This window comes from Serratia nevei (assembly GCF_024160145.1).
Lineage (GTDB): Bacteria > Pseudomonadota > Gammaproteobacteria > Enterobacterales > Enterobacteriaceae > Serratia > Serratia nevei_A.
This window is the reverse complement of sequence record NZ_JAMYWQ010000011.1, coordinates 72,312-87,436: the sequence shown is the minus strand read 5'-3', so window position 1 is coordinate 87,436 and position 15,125 is coordinate 72,312. Positions and strand designations below refer to the sequence as shown.

The 15,125-nt window shown below is 56.8% G+C and carries 14 protein-coding genes and 1 pseudogene; 9 read left to right on the top strand and 6 right to left on the bottom strand.

Annotated features, from left to right (window positions below; genetic code table 11):
• Genes yidD through rpmH form a run of 3 tightly spaced genes read right to left on the bottom strand, consistent with a single transcriptional unit; the run spans position 1 to position 739 of the window.
• Positions 1 to 258 carry a membrane protein insertion efficiency factor YidD gene (gene yidD, locus M6G53_RS10435; protein ID WP_004933881.1) on the bottom strand — a complete coding sequence of 86 codons (258 nt, stop codon included), beginning with the start codon at positions 256 to 258 and terminating at the stop codon, positions 1 to 3.
• Positions 222 to 581 (bottom strand): ribonuclease P protein component, encoded by a 360-nt coding sequence (gene rnpA, locus M6G53_RS10430; protein WP_004933883.1) that lies wholly within the window; start codon positions 579 to 581, stop codon positions 222 to 224. The genes yidD and rnpA overlap by 37 nt, the downstream gene beginning before the upstream one ends.
• 17 nt (positions 582 to 598) lie before the next feature.
• Positions 599 to 739 (bottom strand): 50S ribosomal protein L34, encoded by a 141-nt coding sequence (rpmH, locus tag M6G53_RS10425; protein ID WP_000831330.1) that lies wholly within the window; start codon positions 737 to 739, stop codon positions 599 to 601.
• A gap of 682 nt (positions 740 to 1,421) precedes the next feature.
• Between rpmH and dnaA the strand changes: the two genes are divergently transcribed.
• The 7 genes from dnaA to M6G53_RS10390 all read left to right on the top strand — a co-directional run bounded on the left by dnaA (position 1,422) and on the right by M6G53_RS10390 (position 10,608).
• The gene (dnaA, locus tag M6G53_RS10420; RefSeq protein ID WP_253331067.1) at positions 1,422 to 2,816 is read left to right on the top strand and encodes a chromosomal replication initiator protein DnaA; all 1,395 of its coding nucleotides are present in this window, start codon (positions 1,422 to 1,424) and stop codon (positions 2,814 to 2,816) included.
• Between the two features lie 4 nt (positions 2,817 to 2,820).
• Complete coding sequence (gene dnaN / locus M6G53_RS10415) at positions 2,821 to 3,921, top strand: DNA polymerase III subunit beta (RefSeq protein ID WP_004933892.1); 1,101 nt, start codon at positions 2,821 to 2,823, stop codon at positions 3,919 to 3,921.
• A gap of 45 nt (positions 3,922 to 3,966) precedes the next feature.
• Positions 3,967 to 5,052: a DNA replication/repair protein RecF gene (gene recF, locus M6G53_RS10410; RefSeq protein ID WP_004933895.1), complete on the top strand. Its 1,086-nt coding sequence runs from the start codon at positions 3,967 to 3,969 to the stop codon at positions 5,050 to 5,052.
• 18 nt (positions 5,053 to 5,070) lie between these two features.
• Positions 5,071 to 7,485 (top strand): DNA topoisomerase (ATP-hydrolyzing) subunit B, encoded by a 2,415-nt coding sequence (gyrB, locus tag M6G53_RS10405; protein WP_253331065.1) that lies wholly within the window; start codon positions 5,071 to 5,073, stop codon positions 7,483 to 7,485.
• Positions 7,486 to 7,609: 124 nt separating this feature from the next.
• Complete coding sequence (gene yidA, locus M6G53_RS10400) at positions 7,610 to 8,425, top strand: sugar-phosphatase (protein ID WP_253331063.1); 816 nt, start codon at positions 7,610 to 7,612, stop codon at positions 8,423 to 8,425.
• A 108-nt stretch (positions 8,426 to 8,533) separates the two neighbouring features.
• Complete coding sequence (locus tag M6G53_RS10395) at positions 8,534 to 9,742, top strand: IS256 family transposase (protein WP_253331062.1); 1,209 nt, start codon at positions 8,534 to 8,536, stop codon at positions 9,740 to 9,742.
• Between the two features lie 188 nt (positions 9,743 to 9,930).
• Complete coding sequence (locus tag M6G53_RS10390; protein ID WP_253331061.1) at positions 9,931 to 10,608, top strand: hypothetical protein; 678 nt, start codon at positions 9,931 to 9,933, stop codon at positions 10,606 to 10,608.
• Between the two features lie 33 nt (positions 10,609 to 10,641).
• Here M6G53_RS10390 and M6G53_RS10385 read toward each other — a convergent pair whose 3' ends face one another.
• The 3 genes and pseudogenes from M6G53_RS10385 to M6G53_RS10375 form a co-directional block, all read right to left on the bottom strand.
• Positions 10,642 to 11,343 carry a hypothetical protein gene (locus tag M6G53_RS10385; protein WP_154805942.1) on the bottom strand — a complete coding sequence of 234 codons (702 nt, stop codon included), beginning with the start codon at positions 11,341 to 11,343 and terminating at the stop codon, positions 10,642 to 10,644.
• A gap of 181 nt (positions 11,344 to 11,524) precedes the next feature.
• Positions 11,525 to 11,827 (bottom strand): annotated as a pseudogene (locus tag M6G53_RS10380) (ornithine cyclodeaminase family protein); the annotation flags it as partial.
• Positions 11,814 to 12,782: a threonine/serine dehydratase gene (locus M6G53_RS10375; RefSeq protein WP_253331058.1), complete on the bottom strand. Its 969-nt coding sequence runs from the start codon at positions 12,780 to 12,782 to the stop codon at positions 11,814 to 11,816. The pseudogene M6G53_RS10380 and the gene M6G53_RS10375, both read right to left, overlap by 14 nt.
• Positions 12,783 to 13,012: 230 nt before the next feature.
• On the opposite strand from M6G53_RS10375, the gene M6G53_RS10370 reads away from it, so the two are divergent.
• Both M6G53_RS10370 and M6G53_RS10365 read left to right on the top strand, forming a co-directional pair.
• Complete coding sequence (locus M6G53_RS10370; RefSeq protein ID WP_253331056.1) at positions 13,013 to 13,747, top strand: acid phosphatase; 735 nt, start codon at positions 13,013 to 13,015, stop codon at positions 13,745 to 13,747.
• A 91-nt stretch (positions 13,748 to 13,838) separates the two neighbouring features.
• Positions 13,839 to 15,119, top strand: coding sequence for a YidR family protein (locus M6G53_RS10365; RefSeq protein ID WP_253331054.1), 1,281 nt, complete (start codon positions 13,839 to 13,841; stop codon positions 15,117 to 15,119).
• Positions 15,120 to 15,125: the final 6 nt, after the last annotated feature.

The following is a 15,125-nucleotide window of genomic DNA, read 5'->3' as shown; positions in this document are numbered from 1 at the left end:
TTAGTGTTCTCTGTTATCGTCGGTTTTTGGCGGCACCGGATCATCGCCACCTGGGTTCAAAGGGTGGCATTTTAATACGCGTTTCAATGCTAACCAACTGCCTTTTATCATGCCAAACCTGCTTAATGCCTCAATTGCGTAATGAGAGCATGTCGGCTGGAAGCGACAACGAGGCCCTAGCAGCGGACTGATGACGAGCTGATAGGCCCGCACCAGCCCGATCAGGATGCGGGAGCCTGGCGACAGTGGCGACGCCATAATTTATCCAAAGCTTCCGTCAGCGCGCGGTTATCCAAATCCGCTATCCCCTTTTTGGCCACTACGACAAAATCCATCGCCGGTAATTCGTGCTGGCGCAGGCGGAAGCTTTCGCGGGTTAGGCGTTTGATCCGATTACGCTCGTGCGCGCGTTTGACGTGTTTTTTGGCGACGGTAAGACCGATGCGGGGATGCCCCAGCTGGTTCAGGCGGCCGAGGATGGTGATTTGCGGCGTGCCAGCCCGTTGTGGCTGCTGGAAGACGAAAGTGAAATGAGTGGGAGTTAACAAACGTAACTCCCTGGGAAAAGCGAGCTTAACCACTCAGCGGGTTAGCTTTATTACTTAGAAACAGTCAGACGAGCACGGCCTTTCGCACGACGGCGGGCCAGAACTTGACGACCATTTTTGGTGGCCATACGAGCACGGAAACCGTGGCTACGGTTGCGCTTCAATACGGACGGTTGGAAAGTGCGTTTCATAGCGATTTCTACCTAAACTTAAAATAATTACTGATCAGTAAACGCGTTTGGCTACTCGGCGTGAAGATGACCGACGCCTCAATCGCAATACATAAAGAAGCGGGATTGTAATAATTGTACAGTCCTGAGTCAATTCGCATCGCGCCAGCCTACCTGGTTGTCTGCCAATAACGGAACAAAATCCGGTCTTGGCCCGTGGTCACCGCAGAATCCTGTCTGGCTAATGACGCACCATAAGGAACCAGGTATCACACGTAGGGCGAAGATTATACGGACTCGGGGTGAAATCGCAAGGATCCCCGTGAGATCCTTTGCGTGCGATCGCAGGATCCGGCGTGGATAACAGGGTATAACCGGTTGACAATGTAAAAAACGCGGCGCAACGGCCGGGATCTGCACGGTCATCCGGCGCCGGCGGTGAAAAGATCGCCGCCGGCCGCGGCCTGTGGATAAAATGGATCTAATCTGTGAGGAAGGGGAGGATCTCTTGCGCGGATTGCGCTATGATCCGTCATTCCGATCGCGATCCCTCATACCGGGATCGTGAGGGACACAAACCGTGAAAGGCGGTTCGCATCCCCCACAGGCAAACCGCCGATGCCGGGTATGTGTCAAAAATCATGAGTTATAAAAAAGTTGCCCGTTTCTTTTCTTTATTGATCTTGTTCGAGTGGAGTCCGCCGTGTCACTTTCGCTTTGGCAGCAGTGTCTTGCCCGATTGCAGGATGAGTTACCTGCCACAGAATTTAGTATGTGGATTCGCCCATTGCAGGCGGAACTGAGTGACAACACCCTGGCGCTGTATGCGCCTAACCGTTTTGTGCTGGATTGGGTTCGCGATAAGTACTTAAACAACATCAATGGTCTGCTGAATGATTTCTGCGGCACGGACGCGCCTTTGCTGCGTTTTGAAGTCGGCAGCAAGCCGATCACGCAGGCGATCAGCCAGACCGTGACCGCCAGCGTCAGCAGCGCCCCCGCAGCCCCGGCGGCGCGCACGGCCGCGCCTTCGCGCCCGAGCTGGGACAACGCGGCGGCGCAACCCGAGCTCTCTTACCGCTCCAACGTCAACCCTAAACACACCTTCGACAACTTCGTCGAGGGTAAGTCCAACCAGCTGGCGCGCGCGGCGGCTCGTCAGGTGGCGGACAATCCGGGCGGCGCCTATAACCCTTTGTTCCTGTATGGCGGCACCGGCCTGGGTAAAACTCACCTGCTGCACGCGGTCGGCAACGGCATCATGGCGCGCAAGGCCAACGCCAAAGTGGTCTACATGCACTCGGAACGCTTCGTGCAGGACATGGTCAAAGCGTTGCAGAACAATGCCATCGAAGAGTTTAAGCGCTACTACCGCTCGGTCGACGCCTTGCTGATCGATGACATCCAATTTTTCGCCAACAAGGAGCGTTCGCAGGAAGAGTTCTTCCATACCTTTAACGCCCTGTTGGAAGGCAATCAGCAGATCATTCTGACTTCGGATCGCTACCCTAAAGAGATCAACGGGGTGGAGGATCGTCTGAAGTCCCGCTTCGGTTGGGGGCTGACGGTGGCTATAGAGCCGCCGGAGCTGGAAACCCGCGTGGCGATCCTGATGAAAAAGGCCGACGAGAACGACATTCGCCTGCCGGGCGAAGTGGCGTTCTTCATCGCCAAGCGCCTGCGTTCCAACGTGCGTGAGCTCGAAGGGGCGCTGAACCGCGTGATCGCCAACGCCAACTTTACCGGCCGGGCCATCACCATCGATTTCGTGCGCGAAGCGCTGCGCGATTTGCTGGCGCTGCAGGAAAAGCTGGTCACCATCGACAATATCCAAAAGACGGTGGCGGAGTATTACAAGATTAAAGTCGCGGATTTGCTGTCCAAGCGGCGTTCGCGATCCGTTGCCCGCCCGCGCCAGATGGCGATGGCGCTGGCGAAGGAACTCACCAACCACAGCCTGCCGGAAATCGGCGATGCGTTTGGTGGCCGCGACCATACCACGGTGTTGCACGCCTGCCGGAAGATAGAGCAGCTGCGTGAGGAAAGTCACGACATCAAAGAAGATTTCTCCAATTTAATCAGAACATTATCTTCATAGCGCTATGAAATTTATCGTTGAACGTGAGCATCTGCTAAAACCGCTGCAACAGGTGAGCAGCCCGCTGGGCGGCCGCCCGACCTTGCCGATCCTGGGCAACCTGCTGCTGCAGGTGACGGAAGGCTCCCTGCTGCTGACTGGCACCGATCTGGAGATGGAGATGGTGGCGCGCGTCGCCCTGTCCCAACCGCACGAGCCGGGCGCGACTACCGTGCCCGCGCGCAAATTCTTTGATATCTGCCGTGGCCTGCCGGAAGGGGCGGAGATCGCCGTCACGCTGGAGAGCGAACGCATGCTGGTGCGGTCCGGCCGCAGCCGCTTCTCGCTGTCCACGCTGCCAGCGGCGGACTTCCCGAACCTGGACGACTGGCAGAGCGAGGTGGAGTTCACTTTGCCGCAGGCGACGCTGAAGCGCCTGATCGAAGCCACCCAGTTCTCGATGGCTCATCAGGACGTGCGCTACTACCTGAACGGCATGCTGTTTGAAACCGAAGGCGAAGAGCTGCGTACCGTCGCGACCGACGGCCACCGCCTGGCGGTGTGCTCGATGCCGATCGGCCAACAGCTGCCGTCGCATTCGGTGATCGTGCCGCGTAAAGGGGTGATGGAGCTGGTGCGTCTGCTGGACGGCGGCGATTCGCTGCTGCAGCTGCAGATCGGCAGCAACAACATCCGCGCCCACGTCGGCGATTTCATCTTCACCTCCAAGCTGGTTGACGGCCGTTTCCCGGACTATCGCCGCGTGTTGCCGAAGAACCCGGATAAAACGCTGGAAGCCGGCTGCGATCTGCTCAAGCAGGCGTTTGCCCGCGCGGCCATTCTCTCGAACGAGAAATTCCGCGGCGTGCGGCTGTACGTCAGCCAGAACCAGCTGAAGATCACCGCCAACAACCCCGAGCAGGAAGAGGCGGAAGAGATCCTCGACGTCAGCTACGACGGCGCGGAGATGGAGATCGGCTTCAACGTCAGCTACGTGCTGGACGTGCTGAACGCGCTCAAGTGTGAAGACGTGCGCCTGCTGTTGACCGACTCGGTCTCCAGCGTGCAGATCGAAGACGGCGCCAGCCAGGCGGCGGCCTACGTTGTTATGCCAATGCGGTTGTAGTCTCGTTACCTTGAATTACAGCACCGTCATCGGTAAAGAGATTGCATGGCTCTGACGCGTTTATTGATTAAAGATTTCCGCAATATCGAGGCGGCGGATTTGGCGCTGGCACCGGGATTCAACTTCCTGGTCGGCGCCAACGGCAGCGGCAAGACCAGCGTGCTGGAAGCGGTGTATACGCTCGGCCACGGCCGCGCCTTTCGCAGCCTGCAGGCCGGCCGGGTGATTCGCCACGATCAGCCGGAGTTCGTGTTGCACGGCCGCATCGAAGGCGCGGAGCGCGAGCTGTCGGTAGGATTGAGTAAGAGCCGTCAGGGTGACAGCAAGGTACGCATCGATGGCAGCGATGGTCACAAGGTGGCCGAACTGGCGCAGCTACTGCCCATGCAGCTGATCACCCCCGAAGGTTTTACCCTGCTAAACGGCGGGCCGAAATTCCGGCGCGCTTTCCTGGACTGGGGCTGTTTTCATAACGAACCCGGTTTTTTCACCGCCTGGAGCAACCTGAAACGGTTACTGAAGCAGCGCAATGCCGCGCTGCGCCAGGTGAGTCGCTATGCGCAGATCCGCGCCTGGGATCAGGAACTGATCCCGCTCGCGGAGCGCATCAGCGAGTGGCGGGCGGAATACAGCGACGCGATCGCCGCGGATATCACCGCGACCTGCGCGCAGTTTCTGCCTGAATTCGCCCTGAGCTTCTCCTTCCAGCGCGGCTGGGACAAAGAGAGCGACTACGGCGAGCTGCTGGAGCGCCAGTTCGAGCGCGACAGGGCATTGACCTATACCGCGGTGGGGCCGCATAAAGCGGACTTCCGCATTCGTGCCGACGGCACGCCGGTAGAGGATTTGTTATCGCGCGGTCAGCTCAAGCTGCTGATGTGCGCGTTGCGCTTGGCGCAGGGTGAGTTTCTCACCCGGCAGAGCGGGCGGCGTTGCCTGTATCTGATTGATGATTTTGCCTCCGAGCTGGACACCGGCCGTCGCCGGTTGCTGGCCGATCGCCTGAAAGCCACCCAGGCCCAGGTCTTTGTCAGCGCGGTCAGCGCTGAACAAGTGACCGACATGGCCGGTGAAAAGGGCAAGATGTTCCGCGTGGAACAGGGTAAAATAGAGGTTCAACCACAGGACTAAAATGAGCGAGAAACGTTGATGTCGAATTCTTATGACTCCTCAAGTATCAAGGTATTAAAAGGGCTGGATGCGGTGCGCAAGCGCCCGGGCATGTATATCGGCGACACCGATGACGGCACCGGTCTGCACCACATGGTATTCGAGGTTGTGGACAACGCTATCGACGAAGCGCTCGCGGGCCACTGTAGTGACATTCAGGTCACCATCCATGCCGACAACTCGGTCTCGGTACAGGATGACGGCCGCGGCATTCCGACCGGCATTCACCCTGAAGAAGGGGTTTCAGCCGCAGAGGTCATCATGACCGTGCTGCACGCCGGCGGTAAATTCGACGACAACTCCTATAAGGTTTCCGGCGGCCTGCACGGCGTGGGCGTCTCGGTGGTTAACGCCCTGTCGGAGAAACTGGAGCTGGTGATCCGCCGCGAAGGCAAAGTGCACGAACAGACTTACAGCCACGGCGAGCCGCAGGCGCCGCTGTCCGTGGTGGGTGAAACCGAACAGACCGGCACCATGGTGCGCTTCTGGCCGAGCCACCAGACCTTCACCAATGTGACCGAATTCGAGTACGACATTCTGGCCAAGCGTCTGCGCGAGCTGTCCTTCCTCAACTCCGGCGTGTCTATCCGCCTGAAGGACAAGCGCACCGACCGTGAAGACCACTTCCATTACGAAGGCGGCATCAAGGCGTTTGTCGAGTACCTGAACAAGAACAAAACCCCGATCCACCCGAACGTGTTCTACTTCTCGACCGTGAAAGACGATATCGGCGTGGAAGTGGCGCTGCAGTGGAACGACGGTTTCCAGGAAAACATCTACTGCTTCACCAACAACATTCCGCAGCGCGACGGCGGCACGCACCTGGTCGGTTTCCGCACCGCGATGACCCGTACGCTGAACAGCTACATGGAGAAGGAAGGCTACAGCAAGAAGGCCAAGGTCAGCGCCACCGGCGATGACGCGCGTGAAGGCCTGATCGCCGTGGTGTCGGTGAAGGTGCCGGATCCGAAGTTCTCTTCTCAGACCAAGGACAAGCTGGTCTCTTCCGAGGTGAAAACCGCGGTTGAAACGCTGATGAACGAGAAGCTGGTGGATTACCTGATGGAAAATCCGGGCGACGCGAAAATCGTGGTCGGCAAAATCATCGACGCGGCGCGCGCGCGCGAAGCGGCGCGTAAAGCGCGTGAGATGACCCGCCGCAAAGGCGCGCTGGATCTGGCTGGCCTGCCGGGCAAGCTGGCGGACTGCCAGGAACGCGATCCGGCGCTGTCCGAACTGTACCTGGTGGAAGGGGACTCCGCGGGCGGCTCTGCCAAGCAGGGGCGCAACCGCAAGAACCAGGCTATCTTGCCGCTGAAAGGGAAAATCCTCAACGTCGAGAAAGCGCGCTTCGACAAAATGCTCTCTTCGCAGGAAGTGGCGACGCTGATCACCGCGCTGGGTTGTGGCATCGGCCGCGACGAGTACAGCCCGGACAAGCTGCGTTACCACAGCATCATCATCATGACCGATGCCGACGTCGACGGTTCGCACATTCGTACGCTGCTGTTGACCTTCTTCTACCGCCAGATGCCGGAAATCATCGAGCGTGGCCACGTGTTTATCGCACAGCCGCCGCTGTACAAGGTGAAGAAAGGCAAGCAGGAGCAGTACATCAAGGATGATGAGGCGATGGATCAGTACCAGATCGCCATCGCGATGGACGGCGCTACGCTGCACACCAATGCCAGCGCACCGGCGCTCGGCGGTGAGCAGCTGGAAAAACTGGTGGCCGAGCACTATGGCGTGCAGAAGCTGATCGGCCGCATGGAGCGCCGCTACCCGCGTGCGCTGCTGAACAGCCTGATCTATCAGCCGACGCTGAACGAAGGCGATCTCAGCGATGAAGCCAAGGTGAAAACCTGGATCGCTTCGCTGGTGCAGGCGCTGAACGACAAAGAGCAGCACGGCAGCAGCTATGACTTCGTGATCTTCGAGAACCGCGAACGCCAGATGTTCGAGCCGGCGCTGCGCATCCGCACCCACGGCGTGGATACCGACTACAAGCTGGACTTTGACTTCATCCACGGCGGCGAATACCGCAAGATCTGCCAGCTGGGCGAGAAGCTGCGCGGGCTGATCGAAGACGGTGCGTTCATCGAGCGCGGTGAACGTCGTCAGCCGGTAGACAGCTTCGAGCAGGCGCTGGAGTGGCTGGTGAAAGAGTCGCGTCGCGGCCTGTCGGTGCAGCGTTATAAAGGTCTGGGCGAGATGAACCCGGAGCAGCTGTGGGAAACCACCATGGATCCGGAAAGCCGCCGCATGCTGCGCGTGACCGTCAAGGACGCCATCGCCGCCGATCAGCTGTTCACCACGCTGATGGGCGATGCGGTTGAACCGCGCCGCGCCTTTATCGAAGAAAACGCCCTGAAAGCGGCGAACATCGATATCTGATGCGTTAATGGCTGTAAAAATCCGCGCCGGGCGACCCGCGCGGATTTTTTTACGCCTTTTTTAGCGCTGACAGCCGAGGCTGAAACGCGTTAGCATGGGCAAAAACCACTGGGAGAAGCGTTGAATGGCTATTGAACTGATTGCGATCGACATGGACGGCACGTTGCTGGATCCACAGCACCAAATTACGCCGGCGGTAAAGCAGGCTATCGCGGCGGCACGGCGCAAAGGGGTGCACGTGGTGCTGGCCACCGGGCGGCCCTATGTCGGCGTGCAGGACTATCTGCGCCAGCTGGACATTCAGGGCCCCGGCGATTTTTGCATAACCTACAACGGCGCGCTGGTGCTGCGTGCGGCCGACGGCGCCTGCATTCTGCAGGAAACCCTGGGTTTTGAGGACTACCTGCACTTCGAACAGATGGCGCGCGAGTTCGGCGTTCACTACCAGGCGTTTGATTTCGACACCCTGTATACCCCGAACAAGGACATTGGCAAATACACCATACACGAGGCGGAAATGACCGGTATTCCGTTGAAGTACCGCAGCGTGGAGGAGATGGATCGCCAGATGCGTTTCCCAAAAGTGATGATGATCGACGAGCCGGCGCTGCTGGACAGCGCTATCGCACGCATCCCGGCGGAAACGCGCGAGCGCTACACCATCCTGAAAAGCGCGCCTTACTTCCTCGAAATCCTGCATAAGAACGTCGATAAGGGCACCGGGGTGAGAATGCTGGCCGAACATCTCGGCGTGGCGCGGGAAAATATCATGACGCTGGGGGATCAGGCCAACGATACGGCGATGATCGAGTATGCCGGCGTTGGCGTGGCGATGGGCAATGCCATTCCCGAGCTGAAAGCGGTGGCGCAGTTTGTCACCAGCACCAATACCGAAGACGGCGTGGCGCGCGCCATCGAGAAGTTCGTGCTCAACGGCTGATAAAATGGGGCGCTGCGGCCTGTCTCTTCTACAAATGAGCCTGTACATAGATTTGTGTAATTGCCTGATTTTGATATGTTCAATCCAACATCAAAAACAGGTTAATTTATGGACGAAAAACAGTTACAGGCTCTGGCTAACGAACTGGCCAAAAATCTCAAAACCCCTGAGGATCTCAGCCAGTTTGATCGCCTGCTGAAGAAAATCAGCGTCGAGGCTGCTCTCAATGCCGAAATGTCCCACCATCTGGGCTACGATAAAAATCAGTCTAAACCGGGTGCCAACTCCCGCAACGGCTATTCCACAAAGACCGTTACCACCGGCGATGGCCCGCTGGAGCTGCGTACGCCGCGCGATCGTGATGGCTCTTTCGAACCGCAACTGGTGAAGAGAAACCAGACCCGGATCACCGGGATGGATAACCAGATTTTATCGTTGTACGCCAAAGGGATGACCACCCGCGAGATAGCGGCTGCGTTCAAAGAACTGTATGACGCAGATGTCTCACCGGCGCTGGTCTCGAAGGTTACCGACGCCGTGATGGAACAGGTTACCGAATGGCAAAATCGTCCACTGGATGCGGTTTATCCCATTGTTTATCTTGACTGTATCGTCCTGAAGGTCCGGCAGGACAGTCGCGTCATCAATAAATCCGTGTTCCTGGCGCTGGGTATCAACATCGAAGGCCAGAAAGAACTGCTGGGTATGTGGCTGGCCGAAACCGAGGGCGCGAAGTTCTGGCTCAATGTGCTGACCGAACTCAAAAACCGGGGGCTGAACGATATCCTCATCGCCTGTGTCGACGGCCTGAAAGACTTCCCGGACGCCATCAACACGGTGTATCCGGAAGCCCGCATTCAGCTGTGCATCGTGCATATGGTGCGCAACAGCCTGCGGTTCGTCTCCTGGAAGGACTACAAAGCCGTCACCCGCGACCTGAAAGCCATCTATCAGGCCCCCACGGAAGAAGCAGGCCAGCAGGCGCTGGAAGCGTTCGCCAGCGCATGGGACAGCCGCTACCCGCAGATAAGCCGGAGCTGGCAGGCAAACTGGACCAACCTGGCGACGTTCTTCGCTTACCCGACAGACATCCGTAAGGTGATCTACACAACGAATGCCATCGAGTCGCTGAACAGCGTGATCCGGCACGCCATCAAAAAGCGTAAGGTGTTCCCGACGGACGACGCAGTGAAAAAGGTGGTGTGGTTGGCAATCCAGGCGGCGTCACAGAAATGGACGATGCCGCTGAGGGACTGGCGTATGGCAATGAGCCGTTTTATTATCGAGTTCGGTGACCGCCTGGATGGCCACTACTGAGAAAAGGCATTTACACAGGATCGTGTACAGGGTCGTTCCAGGGGGACAAAAGCACAATTGATATAGAGCAGTTGGTTGCAGAGTTAGAATTATGAGCGAATGAGGATATTCTCTGTCCAATGTAGGCTGGGTTATTAGTAGAAGTCACGGTATTTATATGAGTAGATTTTTTCGAAAAAGGAGGGGGCATGCTTTATAAAGTGTTTTTTGGTGTGGCTATGGCGTTATCAATAGGCAATGTGTGTGCGGAAGGTATTCGCAGCATGAATACGCTTGATGATAATTTCTTCAATGACAAGTCCATTCAGGCCAACTTAAAATTCAAAAACGCCACGGGGAAAATATTAACCCCGAGGTCATGCGAGGATTTCTATGAGAAATACAATAGTTCATTATCTTTTGAAAATGACACTCCATCGTCCAACTACTCTGCCGTAAAAAGCGCATTGGTTGAATGTATAGTAAATAAAGAAATCGGCATCAAAGACATTATTACAGATGATACCGGCATCAAAGGCATTAAAAAAGATGAGTTACCTAAATATCTTCCAGCTGACTTTATGCTTGCTATAAGTGATGATGAAAAGCAAAGTGTGAAGAAAGTGATTCACGAAGCTACCACTCTTATTGACATAGACCCATCTCTTGTTTATTTAGAAGAGACCAAAGGTGTCTTTGTATACAAAGACAACAAAAACACATTTTACTATATTAGTCCGATTGGTTCTTGGCATAAAGATGGGGATAAAATTTATCTCTTCAAATTAACAAACACGTTGTCAGAAGGAACATATAACAATACAAAGATTTATTATTTAAAGAAAGAAGGATCTGGATTTAAAACAATTAAACTTATTGATCCATAAGAAAAATGCGCCCATGTATGGGCGCATTTTGCATTACTGGTTACCGGTCAATAACTGACGACGCGTATTTCGGTTTCGACCCGCGCCTACGTCTTTTCGGTTCGATTCTTTAGCCGCTTCCGTCCAGTTCTTGCTGTTGATAGCATTGTTAAAACTAGGGAATCCATTTCTTAATCGAGTTGGACCCACAGTATAAATGATATCATGCAGTGCAACTTTTACAGAGAGCGGGAAGCTATCGAATTCAGGATACATCCCACGCAAATAATTACGGTCATCATTTACGTGAGATTGAGCAAGGCTACGGACAGTATTAGGGGAAATCCCCATTGTAGCCCCCTGTTGATAATGTTGTGCTGTATAACCTGAACCAATAGCGACCACGCGATTATACTCAGCTTCAATTTGTTGTGGCGTGGATGAATTACCTGCAGAAATAAAAGGCACAGCCTGAGCAGCTTGTACATTTGGTAGCATAGTACCGATACCGATCGTGACATGCCCTGTCGTGTCCATATACATATGAGTAATACTGCCCTCATGGAAGAAGAGGTTGTCAAAAACAGCCTCATCCAAATCATCTGTACCAGGCAGGTAAGTGTCACCGTTATAATATTGATCCTCATTTTCCTGCAGAGCACTCGGCTGAGGGTCGTGTTGGTTAAAAGGGGCGCCGGTAATACCGCCAGCATCATTAGTTGGAATTGGGTTGGCTGTAACTGTAATGTCGCTCATATATATTTCCTCAAATGTGATTTGTTTCTCAGCACGTTGTGTGCCTGAAGAAAATTACCGGCGACAGTCACATTCATCTATTCATTGCTGTTGTGTGGTGGCTGAACAATATGGACTATTAGCATAGGAACTGGCCACACTAAAAAAGTGCATTAACTCGAATGATAAGTGACAAACGTGACAAAATTATCGAGGGTTCCGGCGAAGAACCCCAGAACGCCATCATCATCCCCTGATTGCTGGCCAGGCCGCGTTCGGCGTTGCGATAGAAACCGGCGGACACCTTGACCACGAACAGTTCGTCGCCTTCCAGCCAGGCGGATTTGATGCAGCAATCGCCGGCGGCTTGTTCGAACAGGAAGTGCTGTACCGGCGGCTGTTGCACCCGCCGCTGCGAATAGGCGATAAAACCCCGCTTCAGCAGCGGCGTAATGGTCTCGGCGTCGAACGCGGCGAGAATTTGCTGCCGGTTAAGGATGTGCATCGGCGACGGCCTTAAGGTATTTCTCCAGCACGATATTTTTACCGCACAGCACCACCGCCACTTTTTTCCCCTGAAATTCCGGCGCCAGCTTGATCGCCGCCGCCAGCGCCACGCCGGCCGCGCCTTCGATAATCCATCGATCGCTGGCGGCGATCCGGCGCATCGCGTGCTTGATCGCCGTCTCGCTGACCAGCACTTTGCGGTCGATCAGCTGTTGGCACAGCGGGAAGGTCACGGCACCCGGCTCGACGCCGCCGGCGGTGCCGTCAGACAGGGTTTCTTGCTCTTCCACCGGGAAGATATGGCCCGCTTCCAGCGCGCTGTACATGCTGGTGGCGTTTTCCGGCCAGCAGGCGATAAGCTGCGTGTTCGGCGACAGTTGCCGCAGAACGGTGCCGATACCGGCGATATAGCCACCGCCGCCCACCGCCACGAACACGGCGTCCAGATCGGTGAGCTGTTCAACCAGCTCCATGCCGCAGGTGCCCTGGCCGGCGATGACCTGCTCGTCGTTATACGGCGAGATATAGGTTTTCCCCTGTTCGCGTGCGGCCTGTTCTCCCGCCAGTTCGGCGTTCAGCGCATCGCCCGGCACCAATTCCACGGTGCCGCCCAGCGCGCGGATGGTGTCGAGCTTGATGCTCGCCGCCGTCTCTGGCGCATAAACCGTAACGCCAACGCCCATCAGCTGCCCCGCCAGGGCAACCGCCTGGCCGTGGTTGCCGGTTGAGGCAGCGATCACGCCGCGTTGGCGTTGCTCGTTATCCAGCAAGCGCAGCTTGTTGCTGGCGCCGCGAAACTTAAAGGAGCCGGTGTGCTGCAGATGGTCGCATTTCAGATACAGCTCGCAGCCCAGCTGCTGAGAAAGCAGCACGCTGCGTTCCAATGGCGTGACCCGCACCTGAGGACGCAGCTGCTGATGGGCGGAAACAATGGCATCGAAGAGGGAGTTCATACCGGCTCCAGAGATGAATTTGGATTTAAAGTCCAGTTTGTACTTTTTTGTATTGATTGTAAACCCCGTACCCTAGCGCCGGGCAAAACCGGTCATAAAGTGGAAGCGGCGTTGTGTGATCGCGCTTGCGGCGAAAAATAATCATTAACTTATAGTTTAACGGCACGATTTTTTATTTGTTTGCGTTGAGGAACTCGCCGTCGCTCACTGATTTTAATTAGGGAATGATAATGAAAAAAATATTGCTCGCCTCATTAAGCTACGCTGCACTGACAACGTTTTGTTTCGCCGCCAAAGATGTGACCACTCAACCGGAGGTTTATTTTCTGCAAGAATCGCAGGCGATAGACAGCCTGGCGTTATTACCGCCGCCGCCTGCCATGGACAGTATCGATTTTATGAATGATAAGGCGCAGTATGATGCAGGAAAATTATTGCGTAATACCGAACGGGGCAAACAGGCTTATAACGACGCCCAGGTCACGGGAGACGGCGTCGCCGCCGCTTTTTCAGGCGCATTCGGTACGGAAATTACACCGGATAAAACGCCGGAGCTGTTCAAACTGGTGATGAAAATGCGTGAAGATGCCGGCGATCTGGCTACCCGCAGCGCCAAGAATCACTACATGCGCATTCGGCCGTTCGCTTTTTATCAGGAGCACACCTGCCGTCCGGATGATGAGGGCACGTTAGCGAAGAACGGTTCCTACCCTTCGGGCCATACCACCATTGGTTGGGCGACTGCGCTGGTGCTGGCAGAGATCAATCCTGCCAATCAGGGGGCGATACTGCAGCGTGGCTATGAGATGGGGCAAAGCCGCGTGATCTGCGGCTATCACTGGCAAAGCGATGTGACCGCCGCGCGCCTGGTCGCCTCGGCCATCGTCGCCCGATTGCATGCTGAGCCCACCTTTGCCGCTCAGCTGCAGAAGGCCAAAACGGAGTTCAGCGGCCTGAAAAAATAACCTTGTCCGCAAGCGGCGGCGAGCGATATGAAACGCGGCCGCCGATCCGGTAAAATGGCGGCTCAGTGCCGGCATGCGCAGGAGAACCGCCATGAGCCATCGGGAAAAACAACTGACTTTCGACCCTCGCGGGCATCAGTTAACCAATATCAACGTCTGGACGCCGGACAGCCAATGGCTGGCTTATGACGTGCGTCCGCGCGGCGCCTCTTTCACCGGCCTGAGCATCGAGCGGGTCAACGTCGCCAGCGGCGCGGTGGAAGTGGTTTATCGCGCCCAGCACGGTGCCCACGTCGGCGTGGTCACGGTCAGCCCCGATACGCCGGCTCGCTATGCCTTTATCCACGGCCCGGAGCACCCGGACAGCGCCTGGCAGTATGATTTTCACCACCGCCGCGGGGTGATCGTCAGCGAACCGGATCGCGAGTTGGCCATCACCCTCGACGCGCTGGATATCACCGCGCCCTACACGCCCGGCGCGCTGCGCGGCGGCAGCCATGTGCACGTTTTTAGCCCGGACGGCAGCCGCCTCAGTTTTACCTACAACGATCACGTGATGCATGAACGGGATCCGGCGCGCGATCTGCGCAACGTCGGGGTGGCCGTGCCCTTGCACGGGGTCAATCCGCCGAAGCAGCATCCACGCGAGTATGATGGCAGCCACTATTGCGTGCTGGTCAGCGAGACCGTGCCGCAGCCGCAGCCGGGCAGCGATCAGGTCAATCGCGCCTATGAAGAAGGCTGGATCGGCCGCGAAGGTTACCGTAAGGCCGACGGCAGCCGGCAGCGCTGGGCGCTGGCGTTCATCGGCGATACGCTGTCCGCCGCCGGTGAGAAGCTGCCCGAGGTGTTCATCGTCGATCTGCCGGAGAACGACGCCGATTACGCCAGAGCGGGCGCTCTGCCGCTGCAGGGGACGCAGAGCGAGCTGCCGGCGCCGCCGCTTGGCGTCAGGCAGCGCCGGGTAACCTTTACCGGCGATCGTCATTTTCCGGGCATAGCCGGGGCGCCGCGCCACTGGCTGCGCAGCTCGCCGGACGGCAGCCAGATAGCTTTTCTGATGAAGGATGACGGCGGCGTGGTGCAGCTGTGGACGGTGTCGCCGAACGGCGGCGAGCCGCGCCAGGTGAGCCGCAGCGAGCATGACATCCAGTCGGCGTTCAGCTGGCACCCGCAGGGCGGGACGATAGCGTTGGTATGCGACAACAGCGTGATGCTGTGTGAGGTCGCCAGCGGCCGTCTGCAGCGTTTAACGCAGCGCAGCGTGCAGCCGCCGTCGGGGGATGCCGTGGTATTTTCACCGGATGGCAAGAAAGTGGCGTTTATGCGCGAGATAGCGGGGTTCAACCAGATCTTTGTGGTTGAGGTATAAGACCGA

What these genes read in the sequence shown, in the direction of transcription:
- M6G53_RS10370 (WP_253331056.1), top strand. Translation starts at nt 13,013, where the DNA reads ATGAAAAAAATATTGCTCGCCTCATTAAGCTACGCTGCACTGACAACG.
- dnaN (WP_004933892.1), top strand. Translation starts at nt 2,821, where the DNA reads ATGAAATTTATCGTTGAACGTGAGCATCTGCTAAAACCGCTGCAACAG.
- yidD (WP_004933881.1), bottom strand. Translation starts at nt 258, where the DNA reads ATGGCGTCGCCACTGTCGCCAGGCTCCCGCATCCTGATCGGGCTGGTG.
- M6G53_RS10375 (WP_253331058.1), bottom strand. Translation starts at nt 12,782, where the DNA reads ATGAACTCCCTCTTCGATGCCATTGTTTCCGCCCATCAGCAGCTGCGT.
- rpmH (WP_000831330.1), bottom strand. Translation starts at nt 739, where the DNA reads ATGAAACGCACTTTCCAACCGTCCGTATTGAAGCGCAACCGTAGCCAC.
- M6G53_RS10365 (WP_253331054.1), top strand. Translation starts at nt 13,839, where the DNA reads ATGAGCCATCGGGAAAAACAACTGACTTTCGACCCTCGCGGGCATCAG.
- M6G53_RS10390 (WP_253331061.1), top strand. Translation starts at nt 9,931, where the DNA reads ATGCTTTATAAAGTGTTTTTTGGTGTGGCTATGGCGTTATCAATAGGC.
- yidA (WP_253331063.1), top strand. Translation starts at nt 7,610, where the DNA reads ATGGCTATTGAACTGATTGCGATCGACATGGACGGCACGTTGCTGGAT.
- M6G53_RS10385 (WP_154805942.1), bottom strand. Translation starts at nt 11,343, where the DNA reads ATGAGCGACATTACAGTTACAGCCAACCCAATTCCAACTAATGATGCT.
- M6G53_RS10395 (WP_253331062.1), top strand. Translation starts at nt 8,534, where the DNA reads ATGGACGAAAAACAGTTACAGGCTCTGGCTAACGAACTGGCCAAAAAT.
- gyrB (WP_253331065.1), top strand. Translation starts at nt 5,071, where the DNA reads ATGTCGAATTCTTATGACTCCTCAAGTATCAAGGTATTAAAAGGGCTG.
- recF (WP_004933895.1), top strand. Translation starts at nt 3,967, where the DNA reads ATGGCTCTGACGCGTTTATTGATTAAAGATTTCCGCAATATCGAGGCG.